Raw genomic sequence first — 24,811 nt, 5'->3', positions numbered from 1 at the left:
TCAGGCGGCGGCCGAGGCCGCGTCGAGCAGCCCCAGGACCACGTCGGGCTGGGCCGGCTTCACGAGGTGCTGCGTAAAGCCGGCCGCCGCGGACAGGCGTCGGTCCGAGTCCTGGCCATACCCCGTCAATGCAATGAGCCTGGCCGGCCTCTGCCCCGAGGCGCGCAGGCGCCGGGCGACCTCGTAGCCATCCATGCCGGGCAATCCGATGTCGAGGAACACGACGTCGGGGCGCTGCTCGCTCGCGGCCGTGAGCGCGCTCAGCCCATCATGGACGATCCGCACGTCGTGGCCCTGGTCCCGCACGAGCTCGCCGATCATGTTCGCGGCGTCGACGTTGTCGTCCACCACGAGGACGCGGAGCCTCCGGCCTGGATGCACATGGTTTGTCGGGACACTCCTCGCCGGCTGCGAAGGCGCGGCCTCGGCGAGCGCCGGCACCTCCGGCGCGACGGGCAGCCACACGAGGAACGTGCTGCCGAACCCGAGACCAGGGCTCTGCGCCTCCACCGTCCCGCCGTGCATCTCGACCAGGCGGCGCACGATGGAGAGCCCGATCCCGAGCCCGCCCTGGGCCCGATCGAGCGTGCGCTCGGCCTGTTCGAAGATGTGCCACACGCGGTCGAGCATGTTCGGCGCGATCCCCACGCCGTTGTCGTGCACGCAGAGCTCGACCTGCGCCCCGATCTGCGTCACGCGCAGGGTGATGTGCCCCCCCGGATCGGTGTATTTCGCCGCGTTCGTGAGCAAGTTGACGAGGATCTGCTCCAGGCGAACGGCGTCCGCGAAGACGGGCACGGGTTCGTCCGGCTGCTCGATCGTGAGCGTGTGGTGCCGCCCCTCGATGAGCCCGCGTGTCGCGTCGACGGCGCGCGAGACCACGGTCGCGACGTCGAGCCGCTCCCTGCGAAGCTCGATCTTGCCGCGGGTCAGGCGCGAGACGTCGAGCAGGTCGTCGACGAGGCGCGCGAGGTTGTCGGTCTGGCGCTCCAGGATCTGCAGGTGCCGATCCGTCGCCGCATTCGCATGCCGCGCGCGGATGATGTGCAGCGCCATGCGCATCGGCGCGAGGGGATTTCGGAGCTCGTGCGCGAGCATGGCCAGAAACTCGTCTTTGCGCCGATCCGCCTCGGCTTGCATCTCCTCGGCCTGCTTGCGCGCGGTGATGTCGGTGCACGAGCCGATGTGGCCGAGGAAGCTGCCGTCCTCGCCGCGCCGCGGGATGCCGTAATCGAGGAACCACCGGTACGAGCCGTCGGGCATGCGCAGCCGATACTCGAAGTCGAAGGGCTCGTGGGCGGCCACGGCAGATTCGAAGATCTTCCCGACCCGCAGGCCATCTTCGGGGTGGAGCAGGTCGAGCCAGCCCGTGCCGAGCGCCTCCTCCTCGGATTGGCCCGTGATCCGCTTCCAGGTCGCATTGATGTAATGACACGCGCCGGTCGCGTCCGTCATCCAGATGATGACCGGCGCGTTGTCGGCCAGCGTGCGGAAGCGCTGCTCGCTCTCGCGCAGGCGCTCGGTTTCCTTCGCCACCTGCCGGCGCAGCCGCGACAGCTCGATTCGCGCCTCGACCCGCGCCAAAAGCTCCCGCGGCGAAAAAGGTTTGACCAGGTAATCATCGGCGCCGAGCGCGGCTCCCTCCACGCGCGCCGACTCGCTGGCGCGGGCCGAGAGCATCACCACGGGTATGGTCTGCGTCCGCGGATCGGCGCGCAGCTCGCGAACGAGGGCGCAGCCGTCGAGGCCCGGCATCATCACGTCGGTGAGGATCAGATCGGGCACATGGGCGCGGGCATGGGAGAGCGCCGCGAGCCCGTCCGAGACCGCCTCGACGTCGTGGTACGGTTCGAGCAGGCGGCGGATGTAGCGCTGCATGTCGGCATTGTCTTCGGCGAGCAGCACACGCGCGCGGTCCCCCCCGGGCGCGGGGTGCTGCACGGAGGGCGGGCCCTCGCTCGCGACCCGCACGGGCGCCGCGATCCAGTGCTCCGCCTCCTCCACGAAAGCGGCGGCGTTCGTCACGGAAAGCCCGAGCTCGCGCTCGGCGCCGACGCGCTCGGCGGGCAGGTGCGCCGCGCCGGCCGGAATGCTGACCGTGAACGTGCTGCCTCGACCGACGGTGCTCGTGACGGAGACCGTTCCCTTGTGAAACCCCACGAGCTCGCGGACGAGCGCGAGGCCGATGCCGGAGCCCTCGAACGTGCGCCCGCGGGCGCGCTGCACACGATGAAAACGCTCGAAGAGCCGCGGCTGCTCCTCCTCGGGGATGCCCGTGCCGGTATCGCGGACCGAGAGCTTCACGCAATCGCCGGCCCAGCGCAGCGAGACCTCGATCGTCCCTTCGAACGTGAACTTGAAGGCATTCGAGACGAGGTTGAGGACGATCTTCTCCCACATCTCGCGGTCGACGTAGACCGGCTCGGGGAGCCTCGGGCAATCGACGACGAGCTCGAGCCCCGCGCGCTCGACGACCGAGCGGAACGTATTGGCGAGCTCCGCGGTGAGCGTCGCGAGATCGGTCGGCTCGTAGGCCACCTCGAGGCGCGCCGCTTCGATCCTGGAGAAATCGAGCAAGGTATTGACGAGCTTGAGCAGGCGCCGCGCGTTGCGCCGGACGACCTCGATTTCGCGCCGCTGCTCGTCGTCGAGCCCGCCGTGCGCGCCGCGCAGCAGCTCGTCGACCGGCCCCAGCATGAGCGTGAGCGGCGTGCGGAACTCGTGGCTCACGTTGGAGAAGAAGCGGGTCTTGAGCTCGTCGAGGCGGCTCAATTTTTCGTTCGCGATACGTAGCTGCTCGTTGGTTCGCTGGATCTCCTGCGCCCGGTGGTAGAGCTCCTCCTCCATCCGCTCGGCGCGCGTCCGCTCCTCCTCGACGAGCCGGCTCTGCTCGCCGCCGAGCTTCTTCAAGAGCACGAACTCGGTCACGTCCTCGCCGCGGTGAATGACGTGCGTGACCGTCCCGTTCCGGTCGAGGACCGGGGTATTCGTCGGGCTGTAGTACCGCTCCGTGAAGCCCCCGCCCTCCGACGCAGGCCGGCGAATGTCGTACTTCTGCACGGCCATCGTGTCGGCGACGCCCGTCGAAAAGACGCGCTCGAGCGAGGCGCGGAGGTTGCGTGACCCCGTGGCGTTCGGATCGTCCGGGTTGTCCGGAAACACCTCGAAGAGCCCCCGGCCGACGATCGCCTCGCGCGAGACCAGCCTCGTCCGCAGGAAAGCGTCGCTCGCGGCCACGATCCGGAAGTCCGCGTCGAGGACGAGGTAACTCTCGGGCGCGGACTCGAAGAGCGCGCGAAAATCGGGCCTGCCCGCCCGGGCGGCAGCTTGCGCGCAGGAACCACCGTTTCGTTCCTCGACGCCCGGGTACGGAGGCTGTCTTCGCTCGTGGTGCTTGGATCGCCCTAGCATGGTGCAATTTCGCGGCGCTCGTGTGTCGCCGCTCGGCGGCGCCCGTGCGTGTCGGGTACGAACATTGCGCGCGGGGCTGACGATTCAACCCTGTTGCATGAACCCTTCCACTCGGATCGAGCGGTCTCGGGAACAATGGGAGAACTCGACACCCGCCGGACCATCTGCCAGAGTCGGGGCGGCCGCCTGTAAGTTGGGCGGTCGTCCCGCGTTATCTACCTCGTTAGGAGGATCTTTCGTATGCGCTTCGGTTCCGTGCTCGCGTTCGTCTTGCTCGTCCCCGCCTCGTTCGGGCTCATCGGCTGCGGCGGTCCGCATCATGGGGGCGGCTGGGGCGCGCGCGCCTCGCAGGAGGCGGTCCGTCACATCACGGTCGTCGGCCATGGCGAGGCCCAGGGCAAACCCGACATCGCGCGGACGAGCCTCGGCGTCGAGGCCTCGGCGCCGACGGTCGAGGAAGCGATGAACCAGACGAGCGCGCGGATGAAGGCGATCCTCGACGCGCTGAAGAAGCTCGGGATCGAGGAGAAGGACATCCAGACGGCGAATTTCTCGATCTCTGTCGAGCGGCCCTTCATGGAGGGGCCGATGCCCGTGCCCATGCCCATGCCCGTGCCCGAGGCCGCGCCCGCGCCGAAGGGCGGAAAGGCCGCCGCGGCGGCGGCGCCGGCCGCGGCCCCCGTGGCGCCGCCGCCGCAGCCGTCCGTGAAATACCGGGTGAGCAACACCGTGGAGGTCACGATCCGCGACGTGTCGAAGGCGAGCCGCGTTTTGCAGGCGGCGGTCGACGCGGGGGCGAACAACGTGTGGAGCGTGAGCTTCGGGATCGACGAGACGAAGGCCCTCGAAGCGACGGCGCGGGAGAAGGCGATCGCGGACGCGAAGGCGCGGGCAGAGGCGCTGGCGAAGCTCTCGGGGCTCGAGCTCGGGCCGGTGATCAGCGTGAGCGAGGTCATCGGTCGCGGCCCGATCGGCCCGATGCCGATGATGGCGACGGCCGAGGCGAAGTGGGGCGGCGGCGGCCCGCCGCTCTCGATGGGCGAGGTGACGTACTCGACCTCGATCGAGGTCATCTTCGGCATCAAGCCCATCACGAAGACGCCCGAGTCGGCCCCGGCCGAGTGATCTCAATCGGCGCCGCGCGGCGGGCCGAGCAGGGTGCCTAGCAGGATCGCACGGCGCACGTCCTCGGGTTTTTCTAGAAGAACCCGGGACGTGCGTCGGCGCGGCGGCGGCGCCACCGGCGCGTCGAGCGGGGTCGAGGGCCCGCCGAGCGTCTCTTCGAGCGAGACCGGTCGCGCGGGGATTTCCTCCAGCGAGCGATATTCCACCATCGATCGGCGCTCGGGCAGGGGGTGCGACGGCGACGGGAGCCCGACGATCGGCGCCATTCCCACGCGTGCTCGCCGCTGCTCCGCGAGCCTCAGCGCGGCGCGCTGCTGCGCTTTGCGGGTGGCCTGCAGGAGGAGCGCCGGCAGGATCGGCACCATCAAAAGCACGATCACGACGAGCAGCGAGACGAGCCCTTCCACGGCCTCACCTTCGTCCTTGCCCGATCGCCGGCCTCACGTCGCTCGATACGTCGTTCGCGACCGAATTGCGCATGGCCGTGTCCGCTTCGATGTTTCGCATCCGATAATAGTCCAGAATGCCGAGGTTGCCCGACCGGAAGGCCTCGGCCATCGCGCGCGGCACGTCCGCCTCCGCCTCCACGACCCGCGCGCGCATTTCCTGCTCCAGCGCCACGGCCATCGCGCGCCGCTCCTCCGCCTTCGCCTGCGCGATCTGTTTGTCCGCGTTCGCCTGGTCGATCTGGAGCTTCGCCCCGATGTTCGCGCCGACGTCCACGTCCGCGATGTCGATCGACAGAATCTCGAACGCCGTCCCCGCGTCGAGCCCCCGCGCGAGGATGTTTTTCGAGATGTGATCGGGGTTTTCCAGGACCTCCTTGTGCGTCGCGGCCGAGCCGATCGTGCTCACCATGCCCTCGCCGACGCGCGCGATGATCGTCTCCTCCCCGGCGCCGCCGACGAGCCGATCGAGGTTCGCCCGCACCGTGACGCGCGCAATCGCGATGAGCTGGATGCCGTCCTTCGCCACCGCGGCGACCCGCGGCGTCTCGATCACCTTGGGCAAAACGGACATCTTGACGGCGTCGAGCACGTCCCGCCCTGCGAGGTCGATCGCGGCGGCGCGCTTGAGCGGGAGATGAATGTTGGCCTTGTCGGCTGAAATCAGCGCATTGACCACGCGCGTCACGTTGCCGCCCGCGAGGTAATGCGCTTCGAGGTCGTTCGTCGACACGTCGAGCCCGGCCTTCACCGCGCTGATGCGCCCGTTCACGACGACGCCCGGCGGCACCCGGCGAAACCGCATGCCCACGAGCGACGACAGCCCCACGTACGCCCCCGAAGCCCACGCCGCGATCCACAGCGGCAAGGGGATCAGATAGAGGACCACGAACAGGCCCACGAGCACGAGGCCGACGATCCCGATGATCCCGAGCTCCACGCCGAACATGGCCATTCACCCTTTTTCTTTCTCGCCGGCCCGCCGCACGACCACGTAGCTCTGCTCCACGCGCAAAACCTCGATCGGCGTGCCGGCGGGGATGTATTCCCCCTCGGAGAGCGCATCGACCCGCGCGCCCGTGATCTCCGCGATGCCCGAGGGCCGGAGCGGCGAGGCCGCCGTGCCGAGGTCGCCGGGCAGGATCGCGTCGAGGGGCGAGCCCTCGAAGGGGAGCGCCCGCGCGGGATGTCCCGCTTCGAGGACGAGGCTGCGGCCGAACGGCAATCGACGGAGGACCCGCAAAAGGAGCGCCGCCCCGACGAACGTGACCACGAGCGCGGCGGCGACCTCGGCCGCAGCATGGATCACGTCCGCCGTGGTCGCGCCCGGTCCGACGAAGCTCATCCCGAGCCCCGTGAGCAAGGCCGCGACGCCGAGGACGCCCGCCAGGCCAAACCCTGGAATCACGAAAATTTCAAGCAAGAGGAGCACGATTCCACCGCCCACGAGCGCGAGCTCCTCCCAGCCCACGAGCGCGAGGAGCGCGTGCGACCAGAAAAACAGCGTCAGGCACACGAGCCCAAGAATGCCTGGCGCGCCAAACCCGGGCGTGTGGATCTCCACGAAGAGACCCATCAAGCCGAACCCGAGCAGGAGCGCGCCGCCGACGGGCGAGGTCGAGAACCACACGAGCTTTTCCGCCCAGTTCGGGGTGGCCGTGCGAATCTCCGCGTCGGACAAACCACGCTCGGCCAGGAGGTCGCGGCCGCGCGCTTTGGGCTCCAGGACGAACGCGGTCGCGCCGGCTTGCTCGGCCTCGCTTACGGCGCGCTGCACGTGCGGCGCGCGGCCACCATCGATTTCGGCGTGAATCGGAGCGACATGGACGATGGGCCGCGCCGCTTGCCCGCGCGCGAACGCGCAGAGCAGCATCGCCCAGAGAGCGAGCACGAGGACCCAGACGCGACGCCGAGACGAGGCACGATTCGCCACGAAAACCCCCGCCGTGAGGCTAGGGCTCCCGGGGCGCAGCGGAAGGGGGAATGCGTGTCAGCGCGTGGGCTCGGGCGACGCCGGGCGATCGTCCAGGTGGACGACGTCCTTCGTCGCCGCGTCGAGCCAGGCCCGGAGGCCCGGCTCGTCCGAGGGCAGGTCGTCGCCCCAGAGCCGCACCGTTCGATCCTGGCCCGCCGAGACGAGCGCGCGGCCGTCCTGCGAGAATGCGACGAACGAGACGCCGCCCGCATGCCCGGCGAGCGGCCGGTCCTCGTGGCTTTCGAGGTCCCAGATGCGGACGCTGCCGTCGAGGCTCGCCGAGGCGATACGTTTTCCGTCGGGAGAGACGGAAATGCTCTCCACGGTTTTTCCGTGGCCGCGCAGGATCTCCCGGGGTTTGCCCGTGGCCGTCTCCCAGAGCCGCACCGAGGGCTCCGAGCCGAGCGAAGCGAACGTGGCGCCGTCGGGGAAAAATACGATTTGCGTGACGCCGTTGCCGCTCGCGTCGATGACCCGACCCTGGCCGGTCGCGAGGTCCCAGAGCCCGATCGTATGGTCGGCGCTGCCCGAAGCGAGCGTCTTCCCATCCGGCGAGAACGCCACGGCGCGGACCGGGCGCTCGTAGGTGCCGAGCGTCTTCGCTTCTTTCGTCGCGAATCGATAAATGCGAACGGTCTTGTCGGCGCTGCCCGTCGCGAGGACCGCGCCGTCGGGCGAGAACGCGAGCGTCTCGACGGGTTTTTCGTGCTCGAAGAGGACCTCGGCTTGTCCCGTCGCGACGTCCCAGAGCCGGACCTTCTTGTCGGCGCCGCCGGAGGCCAGGTGTTTGCCGTCAGGCGCAATGGCAATACGCGCGACACGCCCCGAATGGCCCCGGAAGACCTTGGGCGGTTCGCCCCCGAGCGAGGCGATCCGCACGGCGCCGTCCTCGCCGGCGGAGGCGACGGCGGTTCCATCCGGAAAAACCCGCAGATCGCTGACCTTCGCGCCATGCCGATCGACGATCTGCGGCGCGCCGGAGGCGAGGTCGAAGAGGCGGACCGTGCCGTCGTCCGCGGCCGAAACGACGCGTTTTCCGTCGGGCAGGAAGGCCGCGGTCGTCGCCGCGCCGTCGTGCTCGCCGACCACACGATCGATCTGCGTGCCGAGCTCCCACACGCGCATCGTTTGATCGAACCCCGCCGCGGCGAGGCGTTTTCCATCCGGCGAGAATGCGACGCCGTGGAGCCCGAGCCAGTCCTGGAATCCGCCGAGCGTGCGGCGCTGGCCATTGCCGACGTCCCACAAGACGACGTTGCGATCCTGCCCGACGACGGCGACGCGGCTGCCGTCCGGCGAGAGCGCGAGCGTCTTGATCTCGCCGCCATACTGGCCGAGCAGCCTGGTCGCGCCGTTCGAGAGATCGTTGTAACGAACCGCCCGGTCCTTCGCGCCGGAGACGAACGCGGTGCCATTCGGCAAAAACGCGAGCGCCGTGACCTCCTTCGTGTGGCCGGGGAACGTGCGGAGCGCGCCCTTCGAGGTGTTCCACAGCTTGATCGAGCCGTCGACGCCGCCCGTGGCCACGAACATGCCGTCGTGCGAGACCGCGATGCTGGAGCAGACCGAGGATTGACCGGAAAAACTGCGGCTGTTGTCGCTCGCGAGGTCCCAGACGACGAGTTTTCCTTTTTCGATGAGGACGAGCGTGCGGCCGTCCCCCGAAAAGACCGCGCCGCGGCTCAATTCGACGCCGGTGTTCACGGCGACCCGCTTCCCCGTGCCAGCCGCGACGTCCCAGAGGAAGACGCCGTCGCCGAAGCCTTGCGAGGTGAGCCACCGTCCGTTCGCAGAGAACCGGATGCTCGTGATCCATTGCTCGTGGCCCGCGAGGACACGCGAGGTGCCCGTCGCGAGGTCCCAGAGCCGCACGGATTTGTCCTTGCCGCCCGTGGCGAGGAGCTTTCCGTCGGGCGAGAAGGCCGCGGCCCAGATTTCGTCGCCGTGGCCCGAGAGGACTTTGTGCGTGCCCGTTTCGACGTCCCAGACGCGCACCGTGCGATCGTCGCTCGCCGTCGCAATGGTGCGGCCGTCGGGCGCGAACGTGACCGCATTGATGCCGCCGGCGTGCGCCCGGAAAACCCTCCCGATGCCACGCGCGAGCGCGTCGGCCGCGAGCGTTCGCGCCGCGGGGAAACGTGGGCTCTTCGGCGAGAGCGTCTTCAGCCACGCAATGGCCTGGCTCGGGTCCCGATCCATGAGGCCGCGGGCCTGCGAGATCGTGAGCTCGTCGGCGCGCTTCGTGGCCTCGGTCTGCTTTTGCTGGGCTTCGAGGCGCTGCGCCTGGGCCTCGGCCTTTTGCCTTTGCGCCTCGACCTCGTTCGCCTGCGCCCGATTGCGCTCCTGGATGATGCGGGTGAGGCTCAAGACGCCGACGACCGAGAGCGCCACGACGCCGACCAGGCCCACGAGCAGCGGCGTGCGCCGGCGCTTGATGAAGCGGCGGACGATCTCGCCCCGCGAATACGTGTGTGCCGCGACGAACTGGCCCATCTGAAAACGGCGCAGATCGTCCGCGAGCTCCTTCGCCGTCGGATATCGCTTCGCCGCGTCGCGAGCCATCGCCTTCTCCACGATGGCGAGCAGGTCCTCGGGGATCCCTTTTTGCCGTTCGGCGAGCGGCACGGGCGGCGCTTCGAGGACCTTGAGGGCCACGTCGATCACGTCCCCGCCCGGGACGTCATACGGGGCCACGCCGGAGAGCGCACGATAAAGCAGCGCCCCGATCGCATACACGTCCGCGCGCTCGTCCACGGGTTTGGCCATGGCCTGCTCCGGGGGCATGTACGCGGGCGTGCCCATGATCGCGCCGACGGACGTCAAATGCGCGCTCCTGCTGACCGATTTCTCCTCGGAGGCAAGCGGCCGGGGTTTGCCGGAGAGCGGCTCGGAGAGTTCGTCGTTCAGGTCCTTCGCGAGGCCCCAATCGATGACGACGGTCTCGCCGAACCGACCCACGAGGACGTTCGCCGGCTTGAGGTCGCGATGGACGATCCGCTGGCTATGCGCATACGCCATCGCGTCGGCCACGGCGAGCAGGTGCGGGAGCAGGGCGAGGCGCTGCTCGAGCGTGTTCGCCTCGTTCATCACGTCGCCGAGGGGTTTGCCCGTGATGAGCTTCATCGCGTAGAACGGCTCGCCCGTCGGCCAGCGGCCGGCCTCGTGCACGGGGACGATCGAGGGGTGCTGGAGGCGCGCCGTGATGATCGCCTCGTACACGAAGCGCTCGGCTTCGGCCGCGTCCGTGGAGAGCAGCTCCTTGATGGCGACGGTGCGATCGAGCCGCGTGTCGCGGGCCTTCATGATGCGGCCGATCCCGCCCTCGGCGAAGACGCCGCTCACCGCGTACGCCGTCCGCGGGACGACGGGGAGCGAGGCAGGGGTGAGCGCGGGGCGCGCCGCGGGCGGCGGCGGCGGCGGCGGCGCGTTCCGGAAGGAGGCGATCTCCGCGTCCGAGATCTCGAGCTCCTCGGTGGAGTTCCTGTCGAGGGGAGGGCTTGCCGGCACGCGGGCAGACTATCCGATTTGCGTTTGGCCGGCACGAGGGAGCCGAGCGGCGTGGTCGTGCTTTTTTCAGTCGCCGGGAGGTCCCGGACGTCCGGGTCAAGACGGCTCGGCGCGCTCCTTGAGGCTGCGGAGGGGCTTACCGTCCATGACGCGCTGGAGGAGGACGGGCCAGTCCTTCCATTCGGTGCCGCAGAGCCGATCCATGATCGCGGACTGGAAGCTGTAATGGCCTGTCCAGCGGGCGTGGTGGAGCGCGTGATACACGAACGGATTCGCGTTGATCGAGCGCCAGCGGATGCCCGTGATGGAGCGCGTGATCTCCACGTTCGCGTGCCCGACGATGTTGCCGCCGATGTTGACCACGAGATAAGCAGCCCAGCCCCAGAAGCCGATCGGCGCGACGTACGACATGGCGAGCGGCATCCCGGCATAACCGATCATCCAGGCGCACGACTCGACGAAGCTCATCGATTGGCCCGTGAGCGGCGTCGTCACGTGGGAGCGATGGTGCCATCGATGAAACCGCACGAGCGCCCGGTGATGCATGGCCCGGTGGAGGAAGTAATAATAGACCTGAAAGCCCGCGCCCATCGCGAGGAACGTGAGGCCGTCGCGGAGGAGCGAGGTCTCGCCGAAGCGCACGAGGCCCGAGGAAAGCACCGCCGTGAACGTCGTCACGACGACCGCGAGAAAGACGAGGTTTCCCACGAGCTCGAAGCGGTACTGGCCCTCGGCGAGGGGGACGTCGAAAATGCGGCGATGCGGGAGCAGGCGCTCGAGCGCGAACCCGATCGGCACGTTGAAGATCGTCAAACCCACGAAGAAGGCGAGCACGATCAAGGCCAGCTCGGGCAAGGAGGCCTGGGCAAGGACGTCGGGCATGTTCCCACCCGTAGCGGCGAATGGCCACGCATTCAAGAGATCCGTGGCCGAGCCCGCCGATCCGTCCCCACAGTGCTCGCGCGGTCCGCTCGTTACAGTCCGTGCCGTCCGGCGCGGTCCTGTGCTGGCGCCCCGATTGCACTGCGGTCGCGGCATGAAGAAGACCCGCACCCGCTACGCTCCGGTTCTCCTGTTCGTCGTCCTCGGCACCGGCGTCGCGCTCGGCGCCTGCAGCCGCGAGAATCGCGCCCTCGGCGAGTCGCCCCGCAGGGACGTCGTCCGCGCCCTGCAATCGCTGGCCGACGCGCGCTGCGACCGCGCGATGCGCTGCAACCAGATCGGCGGCGGGCAACGTTATGCGAGCCGCGACGCGTGTATCCAGTCCGTGCGCCAGTCCGAGCGCCAGGAGATGAACCTGTACGGATGCTCCAAGGGCATCGATCAGGAGGAGCTCTCCGAGTGCCTGAACGAGATCAACACGGCCAATTGCGACGCCGCCTTCGACGCGCTGAGCCAGATGGCCGACTGCCGCCCCAGCGACATGTGCGTCGACTGAGGACGTCTCGCGACGTCCAGCGCATGCGGACCCACCCGGCGAAAAATTTACCGGGTGGGTTCAAAGTTCCACGGGGGATGCGCGTCCAATCCATGCGCACGACGTGATGGCTGCCCTCGGCGGCGCCCGTCGGTGTCGTGACCTTTTTGCCCTATCGGGAGGCATTCCCCCATGTCCGCCACGCGAGACAACTCCGTCCTTTTTTCGCTGAACCAGCTCCTTTCTCTGCACGACCAGGCCATGCGCGAGGAGGAAGAGGCCGCGCGGGCGCGGGCCGAGGCCGAGCGAATCGCCCGGCAAGAGGCGGCGCGGCGCGAGGCAGAGGCGCTCGAGCAAAAGGCGCGGGCCGAGGCCGAGCGGATCGCCCGGGAAGATGCGGCGCGGCGCGCGGAGGAGGCTCGGCTGGAAGCGCTGCGGCTCGCGGAGGTGGAGCGCGCGCGCGCCGAGGTCGAGGCCCAGGCGCGCATGGAGATGATGCGCAAGGCCGACGAGCACGAGCGGGCGCTCGCGGCGCTGCGCGAGGACGAGAAGAAGAAGAAGCTGAAGCGCGCGCTGGTCTCGAGCGTGATCGGCGCCGCGGCGCTGATCGGCGGCGGGATGGGCCTGTACTTCGGCAAGATCAAGCCGGACCAGGACGCGTTTTTGGCGAATCAGTCGGCCGAGGTCGAGGCGACGCGCGAGGAGGCGGCGCGCCTGCGCGCGAAGCTCGACGCGAATGGAAAGCGGCTCGACGAGACGGCGGCGCGGCTCGAAGAGGAGAAGCGTCGGGCGCGCGAGCTCGAAGAGGCGAAAAACGCGGCGAACGAGGCCCCGGCGACGCGTCCAGGCGTGCGCCCGGGGACTTCGCCCAGGCAAAACGAGGGCCCGAAGCAGGGCGGCAAGTGCCTGCCCGGCGAGCCCGGCTGCGATCTCGACGGAAACCGCATCTTCTAGCCGGTATTTCGCATTCCCGCGGCGATCCCGTTGATCGAGAGCAGGATCCCCCGGTCGCAGCATCCATCCCCCGCGCGCTTGCGCCGAAGCAGCGCCACCTGCAAGAACGACATCGGGTCCACGTACGGGTTGCGGAGGTCGATCGACCTCTGGAGCGTGGGGTTTCCGTCGAGCAATCGTTTCACGCCGAAGAGGCGCTTGATCCATTCCACCGTGCGCGCGTGCTCTTCCTTGATGGGAGGCCAGACGGCCTTGCGGGTGGCGGGCGAGGCGAGGGCGGCATACCGGGCGGCGATCTCCATGTCGCTCTTCGCCAGCACCATTTGCACGTTGTCGAGCACGGTCCGGAAGAAGGGCCATCGCTTCGTCATCTCGACGAGCAGCTCGGCGCCGCCCTCGCGCCGGGCGAAAGCGTCGAGCGCGCTGCCGACGCCATACCAGCCGGGCAAGATGGCGCGCGTCTGCGTCCAGCCGAAGACCCAGGGGATCGCGCGGAGCGCTTCGAGGCCGCCGGTCTTGCGTTTGCTCGGGCGGGAGCCGATCGGCAATCGCGCGATCTCGTCGACCGGGGTCGCCGTGGTGAAAAAATCGACGAAGCGAGGGTTTTCCCAGACGAGCGCGCGATAGACACGCCGCCCCTCCTCGGCGAGCTCCTCGAAGGCCGCGGCATAACGACGCTCGTCCTCCTCGGAAGGTTTTTCCTCGGCGTCGAGGGTATGTAGCAGGGCGCCGCCGACCATGAGCTCGAGCGTGCGCAAGGCGAGCTCGGGGCGCGCATATTTGTGATCGAGCGCCTCGCCCTGCTCCGTCGCCTTGTACCGCCCGGCCACGCTCCCCGCCGGCAGCGCCAGAATGGCCTGCTGCGCCGGCCCTCCGCCGCGCGCCACGGACTCGCCGCGGCCGTGAAAGACACGCAGCGGAATGCCCGCCTCGCGCGAGACCTTCGTCAGCTCGGTTTGCGCTTTGCGGAGCGCGAAGGCCGCCGAGAGGAGGCCCACTTCCTTGCCGGAATCGCTGTAGCCGACCATGACCTCCTGCACGCCGCGGGCCGTGAGGTGGCGTCGATACTCGGGGTGCGCGAGCAGCGTGCGCAGAATGGCCGGCGCGGAGACGAGCGCGTCGTGTGTCTCGAAGAGCGGGACGATGTCGATCGTGACCGCCTGTTTGTCGACGTCATACAATCCAGCGGCACGCGCCAGGGTGAGCGCCGCGAGCAGGTCCTCCGCGCGTTGCGTCATGGAGAGGATCAACGTGCGGGCCGAGCGTTCGCCGTATTCACGCTGCGCCTCGCCGAGCTTGCGGAGCGCGGCGAGCAGGCGCGCGGCGCCGGGTGTCTCCTCGCCGCCGCCCGCGAGCCACGCCGCCGCAGCCGTCGCGTCCTCCGCAGGCGCGCGGAGCTCGAGCTCGGCGATCGACAGGCCGAGGACACGCACCCGCTCGGCGAGCGCCCGCGCCCGCTTCTCGCCCGCGTTCGATGCGTTCGCGTCGCGCAGCGTGTCGGCGACGAGCAAGAGGTCACGATGGAGCTCGTCGCTCGTCCTGTACGCGACGCCGAGCTCGGCGTGACTTCCGATCGCGCCCGCGAGTCCCCGCGCCGGCGGCGGCACGCTGCCCACGCGCGGCGCGCGTTGCCTCGCGACCTGCCGCTCCGTCTCCACGGCTTCGAGCGCCGCCGCGAGCCGCGCCTCCACGAAGCGCAGCTTGCGCCGCCACGGCTCGCCCTCGGTCTGCGCGCTCTCCTCTGCCGCGACGCCCGGCATGGCCACCGCGTCGCCCGCGAGCGAAGAGATGAGCGCGCTCGGCACGCGCACGTGCCGCGCCGACTGCGAGAGCGATCCGCCGAGCTCGCGCACCGCGCCGAGCAAGCGCCGAAGGCCGCGGGCGCGATACGCGCGGATCGCGTCCTCGACGACGTCGGGCGTCACGTTGGGGTTGCCGTCCATGTCGCCGCCGGGCCAGGCGTGGATGCGCAGCGGCATCGTCCGCGTGCCGAGCGGCTCGCCATACGCGCGCTCGAACGCGCGCCCGAGCTCCTCGGGCAGCTCGGGCAAGAGGTCCCAGAGGATCTCCTCGACGTACCAGAGGACGTTCTTCACCTCGTCACCGACGGTGGGTTTTTCTCGACGCACTTCGTCGGTCTGCCAGAGCTGCGTGATCTCCTCGCGGATGGCCGCGCGTGCTTCCTCCTCCTCGCGCGGCAAGAGGCGGCACCGGTCGCGCTCTTCGAGGCGCCGCGCGATGCGGTAGAGCTTTTCGAGCACAGTGCGCCGCGCCGCCTCCGTCGGATGCGCCGTCAGCGTGAGGGTGACTTCGAGCCGCGCGAGCCCCTCGCGCATGGCATCGGCCGAGACGCCCGCGTTCTTCGCGGCGATCATCACGGCTGCGAGCGAGCCGCGCTGCGGAGGTTCGCCGGGGTTACTCGCATGGGCCCGCGCGCGCCGGATGCGGTGGTGCTGCTCGGCGATGTTGACGAGGCGGAAGTACATCGCGAACGCGCGGAGCACGGGCTCGGCTTGTTCGATCGGCAGCGCTTCGAGCAGCCGCACGAGCTCCTTCTGCGCATCGGCCCTCCCGGCGCGTGGGCCTCTGCGCCTGCGGATCGAGAGCTTGCGGATCACCTCTTCCACGGAGAAGAGCGCCTCGCCCTCTTGCTCGACGAGCACCTCGCCGAGCAAGCGACCGAGGAAACGGACGTCGGAGCGGAGCGGTGCGTCGACCTCGCGGCTCATGACGCGGAGTGTACGCCGAGTCGAAGACGAAGATGACGGTGAACGGGGGTTTGGGCGCACAGCGCGGCTTGTCCGAGCGGAGCCCCCGAGTGATGACCAGCGAATCAGTTTTCCCCCGGGAATCCGTGGCGAACAGAGCGAACGAGTCCGGCGCGGATCGCCTTGCCGAAGAGCTCGATCGGCTCGAGGTGCTGACGACCGGCGCGCCACGTTCGCGCCGCCCACATCGATACCGGGGCGCGGGCCCCAGGGGAGGATTCCATGAAAAAGACGTTGGCTCGGGTGTTGTTCGGGCTCGGGCTCTCGGCGCTGTTCGCGCCCGCCGTCGCCGAGGCCGAGGTGCCGCCCGAGGTCTCCCTCCGCTCGGTCACGGCGCTCGGCACCGGATGCCCGTCGGGTTCGGTGCGGGCGATCCTCGCGAACGACGGTGGGCACATCGTCCTCATCGACGGCGCTCTCTCGGCCTCGGCGGGGCCCGGCGTGCCGCCCTCGGAGCAACGCGTGTTTTGCCAGGTGATCCTCGATCTCGATTACACGCCGGGCTACTCGTACGCCGTGACGAACGACTACGGCTTCCGTGGCTACGCGGAGCTCGAGGACGGCGTCACCGCGACGCTCGACGTCGAGCGGTACTTCACGGGTGAATTCGGCGAGAACCCGATCCAGACGACGCTGCGCGGCCCGTTCGCGCAGGGCTTCGTGGTGCGCGAGCCGGCCGGCGCCGTGGGTCCGTTTTCGCCGTGCGGAGCGCAGCGGCCGCTCAACATCCGCACGGCCGCGAGCGTGAGCAAGGTCGGAAACCCGTCCGGCGCGGGCCGCATCCGGCTCACGCCGGCGTGGGGCGTGCAGATGCTGCGCCTCCACTGGAGGCGTTGCGGTTGAACGAAGAAGAAGCGCGCCACGCGCGCGGCGCCTACTTGGCCTTCGATTTGGCCTTGATGGGCAGCCGCGCCGTGGCGAGCGTCGAGCCGCCGTCGTCGAGCACGCGCACTTCGAGCTCGCCCGTGTCGCCGGCTTGCATCGTGTTGTAGCCCCACGTGCGGTACGACCACGAAGGCTCGACGGTGAGGTCGAGCGGCGTGCGGAGCTTGCCGTTCACGAGGAAGTCGACGTGCACCTTGCGCTTGTCCTGCGAGCGGTTGCGCAGCTTGAGGTGCGCGTAGACGCGCGAGCCCGGAGGCGCGACGTCGAGCGTGTCGACGGGCTCTTTCTTCTGCACGTCGGACGTGAGCGTGAGCTGAAGCAACTCGAGCGAAGCGCGCTCGCTGCTCGGCTCGGCAGGCGGAGACGCCGGCGCGGACGACGACGACTGCCAGGGAACCGTGCCCTGTGCATCCGAGACGCCCGCGTCGACGGGCGCTCCTGCGTCGGTGCTTTGCGCGACGGCGGAGCCCTCGGGACAACCCGCGAGGGCGAGCATCGACGCGGCGAGCGCGGCGAGGTGAAGGACGCGTGTCACGGCGCGCGATCCTCGTAGGGGTTGTGCAGCGAGACGGGCGCCTGCTGGCGCACGCGCAGCTTCATGTTGATGAGCTCGACGCCGAGCGAGAAGGCCATGGCGAAGTAGACGTAGCCCTTGTTGATGTGCTGGCGCATGCCCTCGGCGACGAGCAGCACGCCGATGAGCAGGAGGAAGCTCAACGCGAGGATCCGCATGCTCGGATGACGGTTGACGAAGCGGCCGATCGCCCCCGCGAAGAGCAGCATCACGAAGACGGCGATGACGACGGCCGTGGCCATGATCGTCAAGTGCTGCGCCATGCCGACCGCAGTGATGACCGAGTCGAGCGAGAAGACGATGTCGAGCAGGACGATCTGCGCGACGGCGAAGCCGAACGACATGTGCTTGACGGGCTTGCCGTCCTTCTCGCCTTCGACCTCGAGGCGCTCGAACATCTCGTGCGTGCTCTTCGCGATCAGGAAGAGGCCGCCGCCGAGAAGGATGAGGTCGCGCGTGGAGAAGGCATGGCCGAGGAGCGAGAAGAGATCACTCGTCAAGCTCATCACCCACGTGAGCCCGAAGAGCAGACCGAGGCGCATGAACAGCGCGAGCGCGAGGCCGAGCGAACGCGCCGCGGGCTGCTGCTTCGCCGGCAGCTTGTTCGTCGTGAGCGTCAGGAAGACGATGTTGTCGATCCCGAGCACGACCTCGAGACCCGTGAGCGTCGCGAGGCTCGCCCAGCTGTCGGCGTGCTTGAAGACTTCGAGGCCGGACATCAGGCGCTCGCTCTAGCACGGCCGCCGTTCGGCTGCCGAACGACCTCGTGCGCCCATCGTTCGTTCACGAACAAGCGGACGGCGAAAGCCGCGCGCGTTCCTCGATCTCGAGGTGGAAGGCGCGGAAGATCGACTCCTCGGGCCAGGGCGGCGCGCCGGCGAGCAGGCGCGTGGCCTTGTCGTTGTCGCCGCGATCGATCGCGATGACCGCCGCCGCATACCGCATCGCCCAGAAGACGAGCGGACTGTTCTCGCTCGCTCGTTCGAGGAGAGCGTCGTCGCCGGGCTCGCTCTGGTGCGCGAAGGCGCGCGCAAGCGCGAACGCCGCAGAGCGCAAGGCGAGGACACGATCGCGCAGCGCGCTGGCGCCACGCGGCAAGGGCAAACGCACGAGACGGCGGGCTTTTTCGAGCGCGGCGTCGCGGTCGCCCTCGAACGTGAGGAGCAGCGTGTCGAGGAAGAGGCGATGCTCGAGCGCCGCTTCCCACACGGGCCCACGCTCGGCGGCGGCGAGCGCGGCGCGCGCCTTGTCGATCCAGCCGCACGCGGCGAACGCCGTGGCCGCCATGAGCGGGCCCATCGTGGCGGGGTAGGGGATCCGTTCGAGCGCGCCCGTCCAGCTCCGCAGGACCGCGATCACGTCGCCCGATCGCAACACGCGTCGGAGCCGCCGTCGCGAGAGCCACCGGCCAACCAGCGCCGCGAGCAGGACGCCGATCAGGAGGGCGGCGACGAGCGGTTCATGCAGGGCAAACCGCAGGCCTGCAGCGACGAGGGCGGCGGACGCGACGAACGCGACCCACCGGAAGACGCGGCTCTCGCGCGGCTCGTCGTTGCCCGGGGACAGAAAATCCACGATGGCCGTAGCGTACGGCCAGGCGTCGGGAGAGCAACCCCCGCGGGACTTCGAGGGACAAAAAGCAAAAGGGCCCGCCACACCCGCTTCCTGCTACCGTTGCTCCCTTCCGGGCCTGGCGGGGTTCACAGTGCGCTGTCGGCGGACCCACAACGGGACGGGTCCCGAACGGCCACAGTCGTACTGCATCGAAACGCGCCTGTCGAGCGCCCGATCGAAAAAAGATCGGCATGCGTTCCGGGCGCGGCTGCACGTCCCTGCTCGTTCGGCGCGCCGGACCACTTTTCGTTCGCGCGAGGTCGGGGCGCGTGGTAGCCGGCGCACCGTGAATCAGCGGGCTTCCGGATCGGAGCGGTCGTCGGGGCGGCGGGTGCTCGTGCTCGGCTCGGGTGCGCGAGAGCACGCCCTGGCCAGGGCGTTGGCAAAGTCGAGCACGACGGCCGAAGTCCTCGTGGCGCCGGGCAACGCAGGCACCGTGGACGAAGGCGGGGCGGGCACAGCGCCGATTCGCTCCATCGCGGGCGCGCGGCTCGATGCCGCGGACGTCGTCGAGCTCGCGCGGCGCGAAGCCGTGGACCTCGTCGTCGTGGGCCCCGAAGGTCCGCTCTGCGCGGGCGTGTCGGACGCGCTCGAAGCGGCGGGGATCCGGGTCTTCGGGCCGAGCGCGGAGGCGGCGCGGCTCGAAGGGTCGAAGGCGTTCATGAAGCAGTTCGCCGCGCGGCATCGGATCCCCACGGCGGACTTCGAGATCGTGACGGACATGGCCGCGGCCGCGGCGGAGATCCGACGGCGCGGCGCGCCCGTGGTGGTGAAGGCCGACGGTCTCTGCGCGGGCAAGGGCGTCGTCGTGGCGCAGACCGAGGCGGAGGCGATCGAGGCGGCGCGCGCGATGCTCGTCGAGCATCGCTTCGGCGACGCGGGGCGTACGGTCGTGATCGAGGAGGCCCTCGTCGGCGAGGAGGCGAGCGTCCTCGCGGTCACCGATGGTACGTCGCTCCTCGTCTTGCCCGTCGCCCGGGATCACAAGCGTGTCTTCGACGGCGATCGAGGCCCGAACACGGGCGGCATGGGCGTGTTCGCGCCGTCGCCGCAGGTCGGGCCGGAGCTGCTCGCGCGGGTCGAGCGAGAGATCTTGCGACCGACGATCGACGGCATGCGCGCGGAGGGCCGTCCTTTCCGGGGCGTGCTCTTCGCGGGGCTCATGATCACGCCCACCGGCGATCCGTTGCTGCTCGAACACAATGTCCGCTTCGGGGATCCCGAGTGCGAGGCGCTCGTCGCGCTCCTCGACGGCGACCTCGCCGCGATGTGCGCGTCGGTCGCGAGTGGCAAGCTCGATCCCACGGCGGTGCGCGTCGCGCCGGGGCGAAGCGCGGTCGTCGTGGTGCTCGCGGCGGCCGGGTATCCGGGCACGCCGCGCGCGGGTGACGTGATTCGCGGGCTCGACGAGGCTGCCGAAGTGCCCGGCGTGGTCGTGCACCACGCGGGCACGAAGAGGACCGCCGAGGGCATCGTCACCGCGGGCGGGCGCGTCCTCGCCGTCACGGCCGTCGGGGCTTCGATCCTGGAGGCGCGGGAGCGCGCCTACGAGGCGGCGCGGCGTATCTCCTTCGCGGGCGCGCACTTCCGGACCGACATCGGCGCCTCGGCGATCGGGGGTGCGCGGTAACGCTCGACCGCGCGGCGCGCCTTCGTCATGCTCCTCTCACCCGGCGCAAGAAAGCCCGGGACGAGCGGCACCGTGGACCCGATCATCGACCTCGCCGAAGGCACGGAAGAAAACACCCTCGCGATCCTGCTCGCCGATCGGATCCGGCAAAACGTCGCCCACTCCGCCCGGAAAATGCAGGACTTCCGGGCGCTCCGTGGCTCCGTGCTCATCGTGGCGCAGGACACCACGCAGACGCTCACGATGCGCTTCGATCACGGCCGGCTGACGATCCACGACGGCACCGTTGGCATCCCCTCGGTGACCCTCTGCGGCGACGAAGCTGCCCTGCGGCGCCTCGCGAACGTCGGCCTGTCCCGCTGGTTACGCCTCCCCAAAGTATTCATGCGTACGCCGGAGGGCGGTGGGACATTGTGGGATGTCGCGCGTGCGATGGCGAACGAGAAGCTCACGATCTATGGGCTCCTCTCGCATCCGCGGCTGCTCCTCTTCCTTTTGCGGGTTCTGTCCGAGGAAGGCCCGGGCCGGGGGTAGGCCGTCTTTCGGGCCTCGGCCGGTCGGACCGAAAAGAGCCGCTTTGACGGCGTTCTACGCCATTGGTATGGCTCGAACATGGCGGTCCGACTGCGGTATCTGTCGCACGAGCTCGAAGTGCCGCTGGGCCAGTTCGTGATCGGCCGCAGCGCCGACTGCCAGCTCGCCCTCGACGATCCGCTGGTCTCACGCAGGCACGCGCTCCTCACCGTGCGCGGCGACAGCGTGACGATCGAGGATCTCGGCAGCCGCAACGGCGTGAGCTTGAACGGCACGAAGATCGACGGACCGCAGAAGCTCGCGCACGGTGATCACATCACCATCGGCGGTCAGGAGATGGTGCTCGAGAACATCCCCGAGGAGGGCCTCGCGAGTGTGCCCGAGTCGATCGCGTTCGGCCATCCGCGCAGCGTCGCGCGCTCGGCGCGCATGCCGACCGTGGCGGGCCACGAGGGCAGCTTCGACACGCGCGAGGACTTCTGGAGCGACTACACGACGCCCGGCGTCTCCTCGCAGCAGAACACGTCTCCGACGCCGAGCGTGAACAGCGCGAACCTCGCCGCCGCTGCTGCCGCCGTGAACGCGCAGCCCGATCGGCACGTCAACGCGCTCTCGCTCATCGGCAGCGTCGCGGACAAGGCGCTCGCGATGGGCCGCGCCGAAGAGGCCGAGCGCATCCTCCTGCGCTCGTTGAACGACGTGCTGCAGAAGGCGCGCGACGGTCATGCGCCGCCGCTCGACCTCGCGTCGACGGCCGCCATCTACGCGGCGAAGCTCGCGTCGGCGACGGGCAAGGGCATCTGGATCGACTACATCTTCGATCTCTACACGCGCATCGATCAGCTCGTGCCGGGCACGGTCGTCGACGAGCTCTACTCGGCGGTGCGCAAGGTCAAGACGCTCGACATGGGAAAGATGCGGGCGTACACCGAGTCGCTTCGGAGCCGCTCTTCGAGCTTCGGTCCGAGCGAGCGGTTCGTGCAGCAACGACTCGAGGGCCTCGAGCGCCTCGGTGGGCTCAAGTGAGGTTGCGACATGCCGTTCAGGATCCGCTACCTCGCGCATGATCTCGAGCTCCCGTTCGGGGAGTTCGTCGTCGGGCGCGGGCCCGAGTGCCAGCTCGCGGTCGATGATCCGCTGGTGTCGCGCAAGCACGCCGCGCTCGTCGTGGGCTCGAACGGCGTCGTCGCGAAGGACCTCGGCAGCCGCAACGGCGTGCTCGTCAACGGCGTGCGCATCGACGGCCCGCGCGAGCTCGTGCCGGGCGACAAGATCCGCATCGGCAACCAGGAGATCATCATCTACAAGACCGACGAGCCGCGCTCGAGCCCGTACGCGGACGAAGAACATCGCCGCGCAATGCAGACGATCGGCGGCATGCAGGTCGCCGAGATCCATGCCTCCATCGAGGCTGCGGCGATCGACTCGAAGGGCGAGGTCGACATCCGGCTCGGCGGTCGATCGGAGACGTCGCGACGTTTCCAGTCGGTGCGCCTGCTCTGCGGCGTCGCGGACAAGGCGCTCGCGATGGGCCGCGCCGACGAGGCCGAGCGCATCCTCGCCTCGCTCCTGCAGGGCATCTTGAAGCGCGCCAAGACGGGCCAGCGTCCGAAGGGCGGCGTCGCCGAGTACGCCGCGCTCTACGCCGCGCGCCTCGCCGCGGCGACGACGAAGGGCTCGTGGATCGACTACGTCTTCGATCTCTACACGACGATCAGCGCGCCCTTGCCCGGCTCCGTGATCGACGAGCTCTACACGATCGTGCGCAAGGCCAAGGGCTACGACATCAAGTTGATCCGCGCGTACGTCGCGGAGCTGCAGAAGATTGCGCCCCAGCTCGGTCCTGCGGAGCGTTTTCTGGTGCAACGGGTCGAGGGCCTCGAGCGGCTCGCGTCGTCGTAGCCGTCTCGGCCTCCGGCGGGGCCGTCCTCTTGCGGCTCGCGCGCATGCGCTGCCATCCGAGGTTCTTCGCCGCCGCGCGTCGGATCGCCTCGCGCAGCGCTTCATCGGCCACGTGCTCGATCTGCGCCGCGAGCGCTTCGGGCAGCTTCACGGCCGGCGGCGCGGTGCGCACGTCGCCGCGCGTCTTCGCGCGCTCGGGCGGGTCCACGGGCCCCACGCGGAAGCGAAGCGACTCGACCGCGATGCCGCGCGCCTTGAGCTGCGCGAGGATCGGCTCGCACAGCATCGAGAGCTCCTGCGCCCACGTCGAGCTCGCGGCGCGCACGTGAAGCACCCCGCGCTCCAGCTTGACCGGCCGCGCGCGCGCCGCGATGCGCGAGCCCACGGCGGCCTCCCAGTCCCGCGCGGGGACGGGCGAACGCGACGTGTCCGACGGCGGCGTGATCCCCTGCTCCCGGGCGAGCACCGCCATGAGCGGCTCCATCCCCGAACGCCCTCTTCCCCGCTTCAACGTCGCCTCTTCGTGTCGCTACAGCCTGCTTCGCAGCGACGAACTCGGTACCGAAGGTGGGACTCGAACCCACAAGCCCGTGAGGACAGTGGATTTTGAATCCACCGCGTTTGCCATTCCGCCACTTCGGCTCGTCTTGGACCCGGACTCTACTCACCCTTCCGGCGATCTGCAACGCCCGAGGCGGCATCGGCGGCCCTCGGCGCCCCCCATGCTATATGCACGCCCCGAAAGCGCCGAGGTCTAGATGAGCAAGTCGAAAGTCGCGATCCTGCGGACGTCCCCCGCGACCGTCCTCGAGGACTACCACCGCTTGATGAACCTGGCGGGCTACCAGGACGTCGTCGCCAAGGACGCGGACACTGCCCTCAAGGTCAACATCTCCTGGCATTTCTTCTTCCCGGGCTCGTCCACCGTGCCCTGGCAGCTCGAGGGCGTCATCCGCGCGATGCAGCGGGACGGCTACGCGAAGGATCTGATCCACGCCTGCCACAACCGCACCGTCGTGATCGACGCGCACCTCGGCGAGCGCGAGAACAAGCAGATCGACGTCGTGGAGGCCCACGGCCTGCGTAACGTCCACCTCTACGAGGGCGAGGAGTGGATCGACGTGCGTGACGCCGTCGGTGACCTGACGAAGAAGTTCCTCTGCCTGAACGAGGTCTACCCGAAGGGCTTCAGCATCCCGAAGCGCTTCATCGGCGAGAACATCATCCACCTGCCCACGGTGAAGACGCACATCTTCACGACGACCACGGGCGCGATGAAGAACGCGTTCGGCGGCCTCTTGAACGAGCACCGCCACTGGACGCACCCGGTCATCCACGAGACGCTCGTCGATCTTCTGATGATCCAGAAGAAGATCCACCGCGGCGTCTTCGCCGTGATGGACGGGACCTTCGCCGGCGACGGCCCCGGGCCGCGTTGCATGATCCCGCACGTGAAGAACGTGATCCTCGCGTCGGCCGATCAGGTCGCGATCGACGCGGTCGCGGGCAAGCTCATGGGCTTCGACCCGCTGCGCGACCTCAAGTTCGTCCGCCTCGCGCACGACCTCGGCCTCGGCTGCGGCGACGTGCGCGACATCGAGATCGTCGGCGACGTCGACGCGCTGAACGACAAGTGGAACTTCGAGGGTCCGTTCAAGAACATGACCTTCGCCTCGCGCAACCAGCACCGGATCTACTGGGGCCCGCTCAAGAAGCCGATCGAGTGGTCGCTGAAGACGTGGCTCGCGCCGTGGGCCTACGTCGCGTCCGTCACGTACCACGATGCGTTCTGGTACCCGATGTACGCGCAGAAGAACGTGCAGCGCGTGCTCGCGAGCGAGTGGGGTCGGCTCTTCGCGAACTGGGGCAAGGTCCAGCCCGACGCCGAGGGGCGCGGGTATCCCGACGTCGGCGAGGTGAGCCCCGAGCTCATCCGGATCGGCCTCAAGCATTTCCTCGAGGCCTTCCGCCTCATCGGCATGGCCGTCGCCGAGTCGCCCGAGCTCAAGCACCGCCGCATGCGCCAGGAGCGCGAGGCGGCGCGCGGCGAGCACCCGTGAATCCGTGAA

At 69.4% G+C, this 24,811-nt stretch carries 20 protein-coding genes, 1 tRNA gene and 1 other RNA gene; 9 read left to right on the top strand and 13 right to left on the bottom strand.

Annotated features, from left to right (window positions below):
* Positions 1–3,411: an ATP-binding protein gene (locus QHF84_RS16450; protein ID WP_281314250.1), complete on the bottom strand. Its 3,411-nt coding sequence runs from the start codon at positions 3,409–3,411 to the stop codon at positions 1–3.
* Between the two features lie 240 nt (positions 3,412–3,651).
* On the opposite strand from QHF84_RS16450, the gene QHF84_RS16445 reads away from it, so the two are divergent.
* Positions 3,652–4,536 carry an SIMPL domain-containing protein gene (locus QHF84_RS16445; protein ID WP_281314249.1) on the top strand — a complete coding sequence of 295 codons (885 nt, stop codon included), beginning with the start codon at positions 3,652–3,654 and terminating at the stop codon, positions 4,534–4,536.
* 2 nt (positions 4,537–4,538) lie between these two features.
* On the opposite strand, the gene QHF84_RS16440 is transcribed toward QHF84_RS16445, so the two are convergent.
* From QHF84_RS16440 to QHF84_RS16420, 5 genes are all read right to left on the bottom strand, one after another.
* Positions 4,539–4,943: a hypothetical protein gene (locus tag QHF84_RS16440; protein WP_281314248.1), complete on the bottom strand. Its 405-nt coding sequence runs from the start codon at positions 4,941–4,943 to the stop codon at positions 4,539–4,541.
* A 4-nt stretch (positions 4,944–4,947) separates the two neighbouring features.
* Complete coding sequence (floA, locus tag QHF84_RS16435; RefSeq protein ID WP_348652861.1) at positions 4,948–5,931, bottom strand: flotillin-like protein FloA; 984 nt, start codon at positions 5,929–5,931, stop codon at positions 4,948–4,950.
* A gap of 6 nt (positions 5,932–5,937) precedes the next feature.
* Complete coding sequence (locus tag QHF84_RS16430) at positions 5,938–6,873, bottom strand: NfeD family protein (RefSeq protein ID WP_281314246.1); 936 nt, start codon at positions 6,871–6,873, stop codon at positions 5,938–5,940.
* Positions 6,874–6,972: 99 nt separating this feature from the next.
* Positions 6,973–10,464 carry a protein kinase gene (locus QHF84_RS16425; RefSeq protein WP_281314245.1) on the bottom strand — a complete coding sequence of 1,164 codons (3,492 nt, stop codon included), beginning with the start codon at positions 10,462–10,464 and terminating at the stop codon, positions 6,973–6,975.
* 96 nt (positions 10,465–10,560) lie between these two features.
* Positions 10,561–11,346 (bottom strand): sterol desaturase family protein, encoded by a 786-nt coding sequence (locus tag QHF84_RS16420; RefSeq protein WP_281314244.1) that lies wholly within the window; start codon positions 11,344–11,346, stop codon positions 10,561–10,563.
* A gap of 154 nt (positions 11,347–11,500) precedes the next feature.
* Here QHF84_RS16420 and QHF84_RS16415 point away from each other — a divergent pair, with 154 nt between their 5' ends.
* Together QHF84_RS16415 and QHF84_RS16410 are read left to right on the top strand one after the other, a co-directional pair.
* A complete protein-coding gene (locus tag QHF84_RS16415) occupies positions 11,501–11,902 on the top strand; it encodes a DUF6184 family natural product biosynthesis lipoprotein (protein ID WP_281314243.1) in 402 nt (133 codons plus the stop codon).
* A 171-nt stretch (positions 11,903–12,073) separates the two neighbouring features.
* A complete protein-coding gene (locus QHF84_RS16410) occupies positions 12,074–12,835 on the top strand; it encodes a hypothetical protein (protein ID WP_281314242.1) in 762 nt (253 codons plus the stop codon).
* On the opposite strand, the gene QHF84_RS16405 is transcribed toward QHF84_RS16410, so the two are convergent.
* Positions 12,832–15,564, bottom strand: a complete 2,733-nt coding sequence (locus tag QHF84_RS16405; RefSeq protein WP_281314241.1) for a phosphoenolpyruvate carboxylase — start codon at positions 15,562–15,564, stop codon at positions 12,832–12,834. The genes QHF84_RS16410 and QHF84_RS16405 overlap by 4 nt on opposite strands.
* 261 nt (positions 15,565–15,825) lie before the next feature.
* Here QHF84_RS16405 and QHF84_RS16400 point away from each other — a divergent pair, with 261 nt between their 5' ends.
* Positions 15,826–16,446, top strand: coding sequence for a DUF4360 domain-containing protein (locus QHF84_RS16400; RefSeq protein WP_281314240.1), 621 nt, complete (start codon positions 15,826–15,828; stop codon positions 16,444–16,446).
* Positions 16,447–16,477: 31 nt separating this feature from the next.
* Here the strand turns inward: QHF84_RS16400 and QHF84_RS16395 are convergent, their stop codons facing one another.
* From QHF84_RS16395 to ffs, 4 genes are all read right to left on the bottom strand, one after another.
* Complete coding sequence (locus QHF84_RS16395) at positions 16,478–17,023, bottom strand: hypothetical protein (RefSeq protein ID WP_281314239.1); 546 nt, start codon at positions 17,021–17,023, stop codon at positions 16,478–16,480.
* Positions 17,020–17,781 (bottom strand): TerC family protein, encoded by a 762-nt coding sequence (locus QHF84_RS16390; RefSeq protein ID WP_281314238.1) that lies wholly within the window; start codon positions 17,779–17,781, stop codon positions 17,020–17,022. Before QHF84_RS16390 ends, QHF84_RS16395 begins: the two co-directional genes overlap by 4 nt.
* A gap of 64 nt (positions 17,782–17,845) precedes the next feature.
* Positions 17,846–18,637 (bottom strand): hypothetical protein, encoded by a 792-nt coding sequence (locus QHF84_RS16385; protein WP_281314237.1) that lies wholly within the window; start codon positions 18,635–18,637, stop codon positions 17,846–17,848.
* 64 nt (positions 18,638–18,701) lie between these two features.
* An RNA gene (ffs, locus tag QHF84_RS16380) (signal recognition particle sRNA small type) lies at positions 18,702–18,789 on the bottom strand.
* A 173-nt stretch (positions 18,790–18,962) separates the two neighbouring features.
* Here ffs and purD point away from each other — a divergent pair.
* The 4 genes from purD (at position 18,963) to QHF84_RS16360 (ending at position 22,742) form a co-directional block, all read left to right on the top strand.
* On the top strand, positions 18,963–20,306 hold the full coding sequence (purD, locus tag QHF84_RS16375; RefSeq protein WP_281314236.1) for a phosphoribosylamine--glycine ligase: 1,344 nt from the start codon (positions 18,963–18,965) through the stop codon (positions 20,304–20,306).
* 72 nt (positions 20,307–20,378) lie between these two features.
* Entirely contained in the window at positions 20,379–20,840 is a 462-nt protein-coding gene (locus tag QHF84_RS16370; protein ID WP_281314235.1) for a hypothetical protein, read from the top strand.
* A 78-nt stretch (positions 20,841–20,918) separates the two neighbouring features.
* A complete protein-coding gene (locus QHF84_RS16365; RefSeq protein WP_281314234.1) occupies positions 20,919–21,866 on the top strand; it encodes an FHA domain-containing protein in 948 nt (315 codons plus the stop codon).
* Positions 21,867–21,875: 9 nt separating this feature from the next.
* Positions 21,876–22,742, top strand: coding sequence for an FHA domain-containing protein (locus tag QHF84_RS16360; protein ID WP_281314233.1), 867 nt, complete (start codon positions 21,876–21,878; stop codon positions 22,740–22,742).
* Here the strand turns inward: QHF84_RS16360 and QHF84_RS16355 are convergent.
* Positions 22,627–23,214, bottom strand: coding sequence for a DUF721 domain-containing protein (locus QHF84_RS16355; RefSeq protein ID WP_281314232.1), 588 nt, complete (start codon positions 23,212–23,214; stop codon positions 22,627–22,629). The two genes, QHF84_RS16360 and QHF84_RS16355, sit on opposite strands and share 116 nt — an antisense overlap.
* A gap of 87 nt (positions 23,215–23,301) precedes the next feature.
* Positions 23,302–23,384: transfer RNA gene (locus tag QHF84_RS16350), tRNA-Leu, on the bottom strand.
* Positions 23,385–23,500: 116 nt separating this feature from the next.
* On the opposite strand from QHF84_RS16350, the gene QHF84_RS16345 reads away from it, so the two are divergent.
* Entirely contained in the window at positions 23,501–24,802 is a 1,302-nt protein-coding gene (locus tag QHF84_RS16345; protein ID WP_281314231.1) for a DUF362 domain-containing protein, read from the top strand.
* The last annotated feature ends 9 nt before the right edge of the window (positions 24,803–24,811 follow it).

Origin of the sequence: Polyangium sp. y55x31, from assembly GCF_029946505.1 — a bacterium.
In the GTDB taxonomy this organism is placed as follows: Bacteria; Myxococcota_A; Polyangia; order Polyangiales; family Polyangiaceae; genus Polyangium.
Note: the sequence above shows the minus strand (reverse complement) of the source record. Positions and strands in the feature narration are given on the sequence as shown.